A 12,779-nucleotide genomic window follows, 5' to 3' on the forward strand; every position below is an offset into this window, starting at 1 on the left:
CGACCGTCGACATACGACTCCTCGAATATGCCGTGATCGGCAAGTCAGGATGCAGGACGGCGGAGGTGCCGGCCGCCGGCCGTGACAAGCGACGACCGCCACGACGCACGCACGGCGGCATGAGCGCGCAGGTGATCAGTGGTGGCTCGTGTTCGCACCTTTCACGGTTGCTGAGTCCGGGGATTCGTGCGGCTGCCGCCAGCGGTGTCTGCTTTGCTGGCAAAGGTGGCTATCGGAACAGGCCGCCTTCGTCGAAGACTGTTGCTGCTGCGAATGCGCCGATGATCGGGTCGAGCTTGAGGGATTTCGTCTCTTGCTGTAGCCCGTTCTGCTGAGGACGCCGTCAACATCTCTCTGAGACACTCAACTCGGAGGCGGTTTTCGTTGAGCGTGCGATAACTAAGTCCGATTGGTCCCTTAAGAATTTTGTGCGAGTTAAACTCGGGTGGCGTAGGTGCAATATCGATGTGTGGTCCCGGACAATGCACCACTAAACTCGCGGCGAAGGAAGGTGCGACATGGCAGAAAAGTGCGAGGACTGCGGGGGTAGCGGTAAGTGTCGTCACTGCGGCGGTGATGGCACTATTCGTAACGAGCCGCCAGCTTACGACAGCCAGTGCGGGGCATGCAGTGGATCGGGAACGTGCTTGGTATGCGATGGTAGTGGCAATCAGCCGCCGACTTTTGATCCCAGATGACATACAATCGTCGGCCCGAGGTCGAATTACCGCCCCAGGGTATGCTCGACTTAATCGCTCGGGAGACACCGGCCGTTGCGGTTTGACGGAAAAACTTAAGGAGGGCGACTTGTCCGAACCGGAACGACCGTACAGACACCATTCCGAGCGAGAACTATTTGAGGAGATAAAAGCTTGGGAGAAAGGCATCCGCCATTTCGAAGCAAAGCGGCGACGACTTGATCCAACCGACCAGCAAGGCGACGATTCTCTTTTCGAAGCGATCCAGCACAACTACTCACAGTTGCGGCCACTTCGGGAAGAGTTAGAGCTTCGACGAGGCGAGCGAGCCCAGAGTAGGCAAGCATCGTCGAATCGGAATGTCCAAGCCTCGACAGGTGCACCCCGCACGACAGGTACAGTCCGATGGTTCAACGAACAAAAGGGCTACGGGTTTATCTCTGTTGAAATATTCGTTCACCAAACCGCCATCGACGAGACGCCAGGAGGAGCGTTAAGTGAAGGCCAGAGGGTTGAGCTGCAGATTGCCGAAGGGCGCAAGGGCCTTGAGGCTCGAAATGTTCGCGTAGTGCCGTAACCCTGCTAGCGGAAAATTGAGGCAGCGCGGCTTGGCTAGCCCCTGGGTCTACGGGTTGCCGTGTCGACTCGGCTCATGCGTTGTTGGCATGCATCACCAACCGAGGAAAGGTGACCTGGCTCGTGCGGTCATACCTGTAGCCGACTGCCTCGTAGCCTTTTGCCTGCGGGCATATAGCGGCTAGCGATAAGAAGTGCTCGTCGACGGTCCCGAACGTGCATCACGCCGCATGATGGGTCATTGTCGGCCGCACAGAACTTTCTGCGGCCTCGCCGGCTGAAAATTTTGTTCTAGGTACCTTCTTTGAGGCTGGTAGCCGGGCGTATCGCGGCGGATCCGAGTGGTCTCGGATCCGATGGGTCACTTAGTTAAGTGTTCTAAGTCTATTGGCAAGCTCTTCGAGTTCTATGTAGATTTGTGGCCGCTTGAGTTGCTTGCGGACGTTCTCGATGTGGGACGCGTAATTGTCAACCGTATCGACGATCCGGCTTCCAGAAAGCATGCTTAACGTATCGATGTCCAGAACCTTTTGCTTGACGCCGACAGCAACGTCTTCCAGATGATTTAGGTACTGCCGGACCGGTGCTAGCTTTTCGGGGTCACCAGCCGCTGCCCGCAGAAATTCTGCAACCTCTCCCGGATCACGGTCGTTCCAGGGAAGGTCGGCCTTCAAAGACTCACGGTACTGTGCAGTCGAAATGGATGCGTCGATTGTTGCCTGCTTGCGCAGCCGTGACCATTCATCCTGCTGCGCTGCCGTCGTATTTCTAATGGCGCGTCGGGCAAGAAGAACCTGCGCGCCAACAAAGAATAGGGCGGCGATATTAACCAACGAGGTAATCGCCTCGGAAGTTTCCATGCCGTAGATAATATCGGGCCTGATTGGCCGTCGACAGCAACGATCATCCATACATGCATCCACCCATCGGCAGATCCGCGCATCCACGCTTAGCTTGGCTTCATGAGCGTTTGCACGCAGCGTGAGGGGGCTCCTGCGGGAGAGCCGCCGCAGAGTTGAGGCGGGGCTGACTCAGGCGACGTTCTTGAAGATTCTCCCCTGACCTTCAAGGTGGCGGCGTAGGTCGACGATCACGTTATCTCCGGCAGAGTGGGACAGTTCGTGGAGGTCGTTCGTCCCGATGTTGTTCGCCATGGCGAGTTTCCGAGTGTGTTCGGCTACCAAGCGGGTTAGCTCCTGCCACCGGTCGACGGTGAAGTCGACGACGATCCGGCCACTGTCGGATTCCGCTCCGACCGCGTCGAGATCCGCGATCAGTAGTTCGACGTCATCGGCACCGAGAGTCCCAGCGCGTGCCGCGTCCAGGTAAGCGCCCAGCGAGACGGTGAACTTGCGGACACACTCCGGCACCTCAGCACTCTGCTTCCGGCTGGCCACTACCTTGTAAACCGCGACGCCAGCCGCTGTCACCGCTGCCACCGCAAGGCTGGCCACGACGATCCGGGAACCCTTTCCGCCAGCGGCCTTACCTGCCGCGTCCTCCGGGAACAGCCCGTCCTGGAGGTGCTTCACGATCGCGCCCGCAGCGTCACGCACCACCCCTCCGTAGCGGGTGAGTTCACCGGTCTCTAGACCTACGAAGATATCCTCCGGCACGTCGAGCGGGACGTTGATGATGGGCACGGCTCCCCCTGGTGTGGCAGCTTGCGGGCGATGCGGTTGCCGGATGATCGTAGATCGTAGGGTCCGATCGAGTGCCGGTAATAATCGGGAGCCCAAGACCTCATCCGGCTCTCAAACGTTCCCGCTACCGGGAGGGTTCGTCTCAGTCCACTGGATGCCCGGCAGGAGATAGGGCAGCATAGGCGAGGATCGGACCGAAAACTGAGGCATCGCTCCGTGAAGCCAGAACAGCAGCCACGGCAGGCTCAATTCGGGACGACTACCGAATATCCATCCGGTTTTCATCTCATTGCTGACAGTGTCGAGATAGCTAAACGAACCGTTACCATCCCATAGATTAAGCGCGAATCCGCGGTCGAGAATGAATACGGCATCGATGGGTGGAACCTCGCCATCCTGCTCTCCTCCGGCGAGCCCTTCGAGGAGGGTCCTTGGAGCCATCACCCCTTCGTACGCGAAGACGAAGAACGGCCGTCTACGGTAGAATCGCGTGATGTCGGAGTTCGGAACTCCACGTCTTTCTGGGTGTGCCAACATCACGGCTTTGCCTAGAACTGGCTCGAGTGCCTTAAAGGCGCGCCCTTTTTCGATACAATCTTCGAGTTCGCTGGCCGTTAAAGTAGTCTTGACTTCCCCGCTGGCCGCGACCGCTTCTATGATCATCATTTGAGGGCCGTCGTCCATCGGAAAGGGCTGGTCGTCGTCCACCACTGCCACGTCAGTTTGCTTGGAACGACGCCCACGAAAGTCGATCACTTCACCTTCGCCGACTCGATATCTGCGCGGGAGATACTCTCGAAGGAAGTTCCGGAATGCGATTTCGTTGACATCACCTTTACTGCCACGGTGAATTAGCTTCGTACGAGCGTCGCTAAGGGATTCCGTCAGGCGCTGATTCCACTTCTGGACCAGCTCGTACACGGCACTTGGGCTTTGATCGGCGGGGTCGCCGCCAGGGCCAATGTCCATCTATGAAGCGTAAGCCCTGGCGACTTAGCAAGCACTGGACGAGGCTGCTGCACTCTCATAATGTCGCCGCGGGGCCAAACGTCTTCTCATCGGCAGAGCCGTACGGGTCGTTACGTTCCGGATGCCATGTAGGCGGCGAGGATGTAGTTGGGGTGGCGGTCGAGGATCTTGCGAGCACGGTCGTAGCGCATCGTGGTGCGTGGGTCGGCGTGGCGGGCGGCGATCTGGACGTCGCGGAGGCTGACGCCGGCATCGAGCATGGTCGTGACGAAGGTGTGGCGCGGCATGTGCGGGTGCATTCGCGGCATGCGGATGCCCGCGGTGGCGGCGAGGTGCCCGAGCCGGCGGCTGGCGGCGTGCCGGTCCATCCGGCGGCCGAGGCTGTTGCGCAGAATCGGGCCGCCGGTCCGATCGTCACATGCCCGGTCGATCGCCCTGCCGACCGCGGGCGGCAACGGGACGAGGACGACTTTCCCGCCCTTGCCTCGCACGCGAAGAACGCGGTGACCGTGTTCCTCACCGAGGTCCTCGATGCTGGCGCCGCAGGCTTCGAAGATCCGTAACCCGAGTAGGCCGAGCAGTGCTACGAGGGCGAAGTCGTTCGAGTTGCCCGACAGCCGTGCTGCGGTGATCAGCGCCTCGAACTGCAGATGTCCCAAGCCGAGCGTCGGCGACTCGGCCGGCACAGGCGGCCGCCGGACGTAGGCGGCCGGCGAGTTCGGCAGCAGCGCGTCGATGACGCAGACGCGGTAGAAGCCGACCACGACCGACAACCGTCGGGACACCGTCGAGGGTTGGAACCGGCGGACGTCTTGCAGCCACCGCACGTACCGCTCGATATCGACCCGGACCGCGGCCATGACGTCGATGCCGTGGTCGGTGCACCAGCGCAGATAGATCCGCAGATCGGACTCGGTGTGAAGCCGGGTCTGGCCCCGATATCGGCCTAGGTAGGCGGCAACTGCCGCGCGTAGAACGAGAACCGCGGAGGACGGAACAGCAGGCTCAGAAGAATCGAAGTCAGTCATGTCCGACGGTGCGTCACCACCAACGTTGATCGCCAGCACGTCACGCACCTGATCGTGGGGTCACTCAGCTCGAACTGGAGTCGGTTTCTGTGTCTTGATTGTGTTGGCTGCGGAGGTTGTTGATGGCGTGGAGGAGGTCGGTCATGCCGATATTGGTGGCGGCCTCGGCGCTGGCGTTGAGAACGTTGGTCGCGTCTTTGTGGCCGACGGCGAGGAGGAGTTGGCCGAGGGTATAGCCGATGATGGCGATACCCTCGGGTTGTTGAAGTTGGGCAACGATCTGGTAGGCCGTGATGAGTCGGGACGCGGCGGCTTGGTAGTCGTTGCGGGCGAGGTCGATTTGGACGAGACCCCAGGTGGCGATGGCGATGCTGCCAAGGTCGCCGAGGCGGTCGTAGACGTCGAGGCTTTGCTGGCGGAGGGCGGCAGCTTCGTCGTAATCCCCGCGCTGGTAGGCGATGTTCGCGATGCGGTCCCAGGTGATAGCGGTGGCGCGGGTATCGCCAATCCGCTCGTACACCGGCAACACGATCTCGCGGTGGATGCGCAACGCCTCGTCGTGGTTGCCGCGAATGTGGGCGATGTCGGCGGTGTATTCGGCGAGGGTGGCGACCTCGTCGTCGGCGCGGGGCTCGTTGAGGAGTCGGCGGACGGCGTCGTCAGCCTCGTCGATGTACGGGCGCGCCCGCTCGAGCAGGCCGACGCCGGCCAGTAGGAGGGCGCAGTCGTGCAGCGACCGAGCCAGGGCAAACCGATGGCGATCCAGCGGCCGGTATATGTCTATCGCCTGGCTCATGGCATCGACGGCCGCACCGATGTCGCCGATCTGCTGCTCGATGCGTGACACGTCCTCGAGCGCCGACGCAAGCGCAGGCCGGTGACGGTCCGGGTCCACTTCGGCCAGCCGCCGGTATATGTCGGCGCCCTCCCGCGCAGCCGCTAGGGCCTCGTGGTAGCTGCCGGTGGCCAGCAGCGTTGCGCTCAGCGCGATGAGCGACTGGCCGAGGTCCGGCTCGTAGACGGCCGGGTTTGTCGCGGTCAGATCCCGGTAGATGTTCACGGACTGCCGTGCCGACGCCACCGCGTCCGCCCACCGCCCCAGCTGCCGGTACGCGGCGATGCTGATGGCCAGGCCGGCCGCGACGTGCGGCCTGGAGTCCAACTGACCAGCCAGCGCGATGCTCTCCTCGCTTGTTTCCGCAGCTCTGACAGGGTCGCCCGCGGCGAGGTACGCGTCAGCGACGTTGATAAGGGACGTCGTCAACAGAGCGGCGGCGTCGGCCCGGGTCGCGGAGACGGCGCGGGCCAGTGCCACGGCCTCCTCCGCGACCAGGACGGTGTCGCGGTGTCCGTCCCGCCGGTACAGGGAACCGAGGTTGTTGAGGGCCGACGCTAGCGTCAACTGTCGCTCCGGCCGATCGGCAAGCGGCCGAAGCGTCGCGACTGCCTCCTCGGCCGCGACCAGGGCAGCAGCGACCAGACCCTGGGCCTCCAGGATCGAGCTCAACGTGGTGAGGGCGTCGGCCAGAACCGGTCGATGGTCGGCCGACCGGGCCTCGGCCACCGCTCGCTCGCACGCGGCCCGCGCCTCGCCGTGCCGCCCGACGTCGGCGAGCGCCTGCGCCTCAGTGACGAGCGCTCCGGCCAACCGGTAGCGGGTCGACGGGTCGTCCGCGACGAGGCCCTCCAACAGGCTGACCGCCTCCGCGATCGGGCGAATCGCTCCGGATCGGAGGCCGGTGAGCGTCTGTAGCGTCGCGAGGTCCTGCAGCGCCAGTGCCAACTGGAGGCGGGCCTCGGCCGTGCTCGCCTCACCCTCGCCGCGAAGCAGCTCCACCCCGCGCTGCATCGCCCGGGATGCCTCGGAGACGCGTCCCAAGTTACGCAGGGCCTGACCTTCGACGTTGGCCGCCGCGGCCATGCCGCGGTTGTCGAACGGTGCCTGGTACAGCTCGGCGGCCTGACGCGCCGACCGGGCCGCATGCTCGTTATCGCCCGCCTCGATCTGCCGGCGAGCCAGCGTCATCAGCGCACCGGCGTGTGCGGGACCTTGGGCCGGATCAATGTGTGCGATCTCGGAGCTGACGGCGACGAGCTGCATCGCGATCGCCTTGGCGCCCTCGGGCTCGTCGGCCGCCGCAAGCGCTTCACTTAGCTCGGCCAGCGCTGCGGCCAGCTCGGGCAGGTGCACCCGGTTGACGTGGGCGAGCCGCTCGCGCTGGCTCACCCGCCGCTGCAGCCGCCGGATCTCGGCCGGCGTCCGGCGAGATCCCATCCACGTCATGTCCTCGGCGAGGCTGCGCGGCTGGGACGTGTCCTCGGCCCGGCGGGCTGACAGCCGGGCGCGGACCTCATCGAGCTCAATCAGCGTGGCCTCGGTCCGGTCGTCATCGCCCAGCGCGGCGTATGCGGCGGCCAGGTTCTCCAGCGCCGGCAGTAACAGGCTGGAGCGGGACGGGTCGCGCGGGTCGTCCCGAAGGACCCGCACCGCCTCGCGGCCGGTCTCGACAGCGTCCTCAAGCTGGCCGGCCAGGCGATACTGCAGGGCGGCAGACTCGAGCGCCTCGGCGAGCCGGTCGTTGAGCGGGGGATGCACGGCCGCGAGTTCGCGTAGGCCGTCAAGCCCCACGCGTCCGGCGCGTCCGGCGTGCTCGGCGAGGTGGCGCTCCAGATAGGGGTTCATCATCGCCATTACTGGCCTTCCCGCAGCTGCCGCTCGGCGAGCGTCTTGAGCGCCGCGAACACCCGGACGAGGCGCTCGTCGCCGATCCCGATCTTGCCACGCAGGTGGTCAACGAGGCGGCGGTGGTACAGCCGGTACACCGCCTGCTCGCCTTCGCTCGACGACATCACGTACCTGCCGTACGAGTCGCCAAGCGACCCGAGCAGCGTGTAAACGTCCGCCTCGCCGAACTCGAAGCCGTCATCGCGCAGGGCCGTGGCGACCGTCGGCCACACGTCGCGGGCCGGCAGGCCGCCGCCGGCCGCGAAGGCGAGCGCGTAAAGCAGGTGGCGGGCCGCGCCCGGGATCGGGACGCCGTCGCGGGTCAGCTCGGGCCACTGCGCAAGGTCGCGGTCGAAAGCCTCCTCAATCGAGTTGGACAGCCGGTCGATGTCCAGCGGGGCGCCCTGCACGTGGGTGGTCAGCGCTCGGGCCAACAGGAACGCGCCGCCCTCCGCGTCGTCGACGGCAACGCCCGTGATGCGCTCGACCGCCGCGGCCAACTGCCCGGCGGTGAGCTGCAGCAGGGCCAGCCGCCGACCGACGTACTCCTCGATATCGGTCTTGATTTCGGCGCGGCCGGTCTCGCCCAAGTCGACCACGAGGGTGCTCGGCGCGGCAAGCAGCTGAGGCAGCGACTCCTCCTGGGCGGCCAGCGCCGCGCCGGACTCGAACGGCCGCGTCGCCACCAGGATGCAGCAGACCTCGCTGAGCCGGATGATGTCCGCCGCGATGAGCCGGGCCTGCCCGCCGGCCTCGTCGAGCCCGTCGACGACCAGGACCGGCGGGGTTCGCTGCTGGACGGCCCAGTCCATAAGCGCGTAGATGGTCTGCGCGTTGCCGGACCCGAGCCGCCCGGCCAGCTCGACGATGACCTCCTGCGGCGCCTTGTTGCGCAGGTTGACCGTTGCGTCGACGGCGTGTTCGCCGGGGTCGGGATCGGCTGCGGCCAGCGGGGCGTGCTCGATGATCCTGCGCCGCTCCGCCCGGTCGGACAGGGCAGCGATCCGGCCCAGCACAGCCGACTTGCCGCAGCCGGCGGGGCCGGTGACGACGACGAGGCCGGGCTGTCGTACGGCCATCCGGTCCACAAGCTGCCGCAGGACGCCGCGCCGGCCGCTGAAGTACCACGCCTCCTCGCCCGGGTCGGCGCCGCGAGACGCCGCCAGCAGGTGCGCGACGAGGAACTCGCCCCCGGGCGAGTACCGCGGATTCTCCAGCAGCGGCCGGGCGTGCCCCTTCGTGGCCTGGTGCGGCCGCTGGTTGCCGCCCGTCCCCCACGCCTCGACAAGGCCCCACAACACCTCGTCGCCCCGCAAGTACCGGTTGTGCGGGCTCCACACAGCAGCGCAGGCATTCGGTGCGCTCTGCCGGAATAGGTCACGCACGTGGCTGAGCAGCGCGCCTTCGACCGCCTCGGTGTAGCTGACGGTCGCGGCGAGCACCCCGAACCAGATCGACGGCGTCTGCCCCGCCGCGTCAGTCATCCGGTCGGCCATCGACAGGACCGGCACTAGGCCAGCCCCGGCGTAGCAGGTGTCGACGATCAGCAGGATCTGCTCGGCCCCGGAGTTCACCGCCAGCTCCGCCAGTGCGCTCGGCGGATAGGTGCCGTTCTGGGTCGGCTCCTTTGTGTCGCGGGTGACGAACCGCAGCTCGTTCTGCACGTTGGCCCCGTGCCCGGACCACACGACGATCAGGCCGCGCCCCGTGAGGCCGCCGTCCGGAAGCGCCTTGTCGAGGGCCCTACGGACGTCGTCGCCACACGGGTCCGAGATGACGCTTGACTCGTTCGATAGCCGTCCGGCTACCTCCTGGACCAAGGCGACCGTCTTCGCCAGCGGCTCGTACAGTTCGGCGTACTCGTACGTGCCGATGGCGACGCCCACGACCGTGAGCGGCGGTGGCTCGACGGTGAAGCTAGCCGTCACGGCCCGCCTCCGGGTCCATTTTGTCGGCGTCCCAGACGAGCGTCGCCGCGTTGACCGGCCGGACCGGGTTGGCGCTCGGCCCGTCGCGGTCGACCGTGATGCGGTATCCGCCCTCGGGCGGCGGAGCGAACGACGCGGTAAACCGGGCCCGGTCCTCCCGCTTGAGCAGCGCCGACGCCACGGGCCGGCCGGCCTCGTCGGTCAAAGTCGCCCGGAGGCGCACAGCGTCGGTGGACGAGGTCACCGCGACGGTGATCGGCTCGTCGGTGAGGTGCAGGGCATCGACCCGGACGCCAAGCCGAGCGGCGTTGGCGGCACCGTCAAGGTAGACGCGTTTCGCGCCGGTCAACGCGGTGTACAGCTGCTCGAACGTGTGCTTGTGGTGCTGCAGGAATCCGTGCTGCTCGCTGACGCCGTGGACGGTGGGCCCGTCGAGCTGTACGCCCGGCGGGGTGGCCGCGAGCCGGGAGACAGTGCCGTCGCCGCCGAGATCGTCGCCATCGATCAGGTCGCTGAAGCTCAGCCGTTGGCCGTCGAGGACGGCCGTGGCACGGGTGGGCTGCCGGATGCCGACGATCGTGTGCAGGTTGTACCCGGCCGTATCCTGCGTTGGATTGCGGTGCAGCCGGTCGTGGAACTGTTCACGCGCCCAACGGGCCCGCTGCGCGTCGAGGTTCGGCAGCGTTGCCTGATGTGGGGCGATCAGCCCGTCGCTGTCGGCCACACACTGGAACGCGGGCAGCAGCTCGTACATGGATGGGAAGCTGCGCACCGCGGCTGTGAGGTCGAGCGCCAGTGGCCCGATGCCCTTGCGGACTCCGTTGACAATGCTGTCGAGCGCGTTGAGCGACCCACGGTGCGGGGTGCCGACCGTGACGATTGCGCGGACTTGTTCGGCCCCACCGAGCTGCTCGGCATACCAGCGGGCGATCAGGCCGCCCATCGAGTGGCAGACGAGAACCAGGCGGGCTTGTCGGTACGGTTCGCCCTGCGCCTGCCAGGCTCGCAGCACCGGCTCGACGGTCTGCTGCAGCCGAAGTGCGTTGTAGCGGTTGGAGAGCCGCCAGTCGTACGGGAACCGCACGAGGTTCGGGACGGGATGCTGGTCGGCGAGGGGCACCTTAGGGTCGTACTCGAAGACGTGGAACGTGCTCGACAGCCACGACATGATCGCGCTGTAGCCGAGGTTCGCGGTCCAGACGCCCGGGATTACGTGCAGGTCGGGCACCAGCCCGGCCGGCTCGATGCCGTCGTCCGCCGGGCCGTCGTCGGGTGTCCGGTCAAGGCGCAGCCCGCGGACACTGCCGCCAAGGCTGCGCACCGCGTTGACCACGGCGCCAGCGCTGGGGGCCCAAACCGGCACCAGTCGATCGCCTCGCCGCTGGACCAGGGTCGAGCCGGTGATCCCGGGGATCACCACCACCACGTCCATCACGGCCTCGACCAAGAGGACACCTCCTCGTTCCGGTGTCATTATCCTTAGCCGTAGCAGCAGGGTGACTGTCGATCACGTCGTTTCAGCCGAATGTCGAGCCGAAACGACGGTCGGAGGATGCGCTCCCCGATCCTTACGCACGCGATCAAAGCGAGCCGCGAGCGCGTCTCTTCGAGGAGGCCGGCCGTGCAGGCCGGACATCGGACCGGGATCCGAGCCGCCGGAGCGCCCTGCGACGCGTGGCCATAGACCGTTGTCGCGGTAGGTTAGGCTGCCGGCGCATCTGACGCCTTATCGTAGAACGCACCGATGGCACTGACGTGCATAGCCATTTGCGTACGCCACGTTCTGCGCGAAACGCGCGGGCAGATGGGCTCGGTGATGCTGGTAATACTTGGTGCTGCGCTTGGCGATGTACATCGTCTCACCGCCGCATCTGGACGGCGGGCTCAGATGCGGCGTGGGTGACCGAGTAGGCGCCGTGGGCTGCCAGATGTGATCAGTCGGTATGTTCGGTGCGATCCTAGTCGATCATGCAGAGGACGCGGCCCCACGCAAGATCGGACGCGCTCTATTCGGCAGATCAGTGCACCTTGCTGAACGACGTCCCCGTCATGCACCGAAGGTAGGAGATGGTCGAATCCTCTGTCGTTCAGCGATCTCCTCGACCTGTACGGCCCAGCATTCGATGGTCACTGGGCCGACGGTGGTCGTGGTGTGGTGGCTTTCGGCCGCTGGGTAGACGAGTGCTGCTGTGTGGACGCCGAGCCGTTGGGCGTAGGTGAAGAGTTGGTAGATCTCGTCGGTGCTCGGCCAGGACTGCCACGGTCGGTATTTGGCGTCATAGACAGCGATCGGGCTGCCGTCCTGGTGTAGGACGAAGTCGGCGATGCCTGTGCGTTTGCCGCCGGTGTCGGTGAGTGGGATGGACTGTTGGGCGGTCACGGTGACACCGGGCGAGCGGCGACGGAGCCAGCGGCCTACGTAGTCCTCCCAGATGCGGGACATGTCGAACAGGACGCTCACGCCGGTCACACCGGCACCGGTGGGCAGTGTGCTGTGGTGGTCCAGAATCAGCCGGGCCAGCTGCTCGATGTCCCGGTAACGAACGGGTCCGGGACTGGGTGGCGGCCGGCCGGGCAGGCTTGTGATGCCGCGAAAGACCGGGTCCAGGGCGCGGACTCGTGCGCCGAGGCGTTCATCCAAGTAGACGAGTGCGTTCAGCCGACGGTGTGCGGTCGCCACCAGTTGATTCGCCGGAATGTCCGTGGTGAGCCGGTTGGCGGCGGTGGCCAACCGGTCAGGACGTCCCGCATGCACCTTGAGGTGCACGGTCGCCGATGGCACGCCCGGATACGGCGGCCGCGTGAACGCGCGCCGTTGGTACGCCTTCGCCAGTCCCTGACCGCAGATCCGTTCAGCCTCCCGGACGAACGCGAGCGCGATCAGGTCCACCAGGCTTCGCCCCGCGCCACCCGCCGCCGCGGCGTCGTGGAGCAGGGCGGTGCTGTGGCCCAGTCCCAGCAGAGTTGCCAGGTCCTGGAACGGGAATCTGCCGGCCACCTCGATCACTCGACCGCTGCTCAGTTGAAATCTGCCGACGTAGGGGCCGGGCTGGATGTCGTACGAGCCGGGCGTCGCGGTCGGCGTGAGCCGCTCGATCACCCGGGGCCGGCCGTCGCGGTCCTGTGACCCGACGGTCATCCGGGCCAACTCTGCCGCCTCGATTGCGGTGAGTTCCACGGGCTGCGTCCGGTACTCGACCAGCTGCAGCATG

Annotated in this window: 9 protein-coding genes and 1 pseudogene; 2 read left to right on the forward strand and 8 right to left on the reverse strand. The window is 65.9% G+C overall.

Features of this window, described 5'->3' with window-relative positions; genetic code table 11:
- The coding region (locus Val02_RS42520; protein WP_203905042.1) for a hypothetical protein at positions 1-335 on the forward strand (335 nt) is incomplete at its 5' end.
- Between the two features lie 757 nt (positions 336-1,092).
- Positions 1,093-1,275, forward strand: a pseudogene (locus Val02_RS47980) (cold-shock protein); the annotation flags it as partial.
- 364 nt (positions 1,276-1,639) lie between these two features.
- Here Val02_RS47980 and Val02_RS42530 read toward each other — a convergent pair.
- The 8 genes from Val02_RS42530 to Val02_RS42565 all read right to left on the reverse strand — a co-directional run bounded on the left by Val02_RS42530 (position 1,640) and on the right by Val02_RS42565 (position 12,778).
- Positions 1,640-2,134 (reverse strand): DUF4760 domain-containing protein, encoded by a 495-nt coding sequence (locus Val02_RS42530; protein WP_203905043.1) that lies wholly within the window; start codon positions 2,132-2,134, stop codon positions 1,640-1,642.
- Positions 2,135-2,305: 171 nt separating this feature from the next.
- On the reverse strand, positions 2,306-2,917 hold the full coding sequence (locus Val02_RS42535) for a hypothetical protein (protein WP_203905044.1): 612 nt from the start codon (positions 2,915-2,917) through the stop codon (positions 2,306-2,308).
- A 111-nt stretch (positions 2,918-3,028) separates the two neighbouring features.
- Entirely contained in the window at positions 3,029-3,886 is an 858-nt protein-coding gene (locus Val02_RS42540; protein ID WP_203905045.1) for a DUF6602 domain-containing protein, read from the reverse strand.
- Between the two features lie 110 nt (positions 3,887-3,996).
- Positions 3,997-4,953 carry a tyrosine-type recombinase/integrase gene (locus Val02_RS42545; protein ID WP_203905046.1) on the reverse strand — a complete coding sequence of 319 codons (957 nt, stop codon included), beginning with the start codon at positions 4,951-4,953 and terminating at the stop codon, positions 3,997-3,999.
- Between the two features lie 25 nt (positions 4,954-4,978).
- A complete protein-coding gene (locus Val02_RS42550; RefSeq protein WP_203905047.1) occupies positions 4,979-7,606 on the reverse strand; it encodes a tetratricopeptide repeat protein in 2,628 nt (875 codons plus the stop codon).
- On the reverse strand, positions 7,606-9,567 hold the full coding sequence (locus tag Val02_RS42555) for an AAA family ATPase (RefSeq protein WP_203905048.1): 1,962 nt from the start codon (positions 9,565-9,567) through the stop codon (positions 7,606-7,608). The genes Val02_RS42550 and Val02_RS42555 overlap by 1 nt, the downstream gene beginning before the upstream one ends.
- Complete coding sequence (locus Val02_RS42560; RefSeq protein ID WP_203905049.1) at positions 9,557-11,014, reverse strand: alpha/beta fold hydrolase; 1,458 nt, start codon at positions 11,012-11,014, stop codon at positions 9,557-9,559. The genes Val02_RS42555 and Val02_RS42560 overlap by 11 nt, the downstream gene beginning before the upstream one ends.
- 600 nt (positions 11,015-11,614) lie before the next feature.
- Entirely contained in the window at positions 11,615-12,778 is a 1,164-nt protein-coding gene (locus Val02_RS42565; RefSeq protein WP_203905050.1) for an McrC family protein, read from the reverse strand.
- Position 12,779: the final 1 nt, after the last annotated feature.

Origin of the sequence: Virgisporangium aliadipatigenens (assembly GCF_016863615.1) — a bacterium.
Taxonomy (GTDB): Bacteria; Actinomycetota; Actinomycetes; order Mycobacteriales; family Micromonosporaceae; genus Virgisporangium; species Virgisporangium aliadipatigenens.

Coding starts and splice junctions, on each gene's coding strand:
- Val02_RS42550 (WP_203905047.1), bottom strand. CDS start 7,606: ATGGCGATGATGAACCCCTATCTGGAGCGCCACCTCGCCGAGCACGCC.
- Val02_RS42565 (WP_203905050.1), bottom strand. CDS start 12,778: ATGCTGCAGCTGGTCGAGTACCGGACGCAGCCCGTGGAACTCACCGCA.
- Val02_RS42540 (WP_203905045.1), bottom strand. CDS start 3,886: ATGGACATTGGCCCTGGCGGCGACCCCGCCGATCAAAGCCCAAGTGCC.
- Val02_RS42530 (WP_203905043.1), bottom strand. CDS start 2,134: ATGGAAACTTCCGAGGCGATTACCTCGTTGGTTAATATCGCCGCCCTA.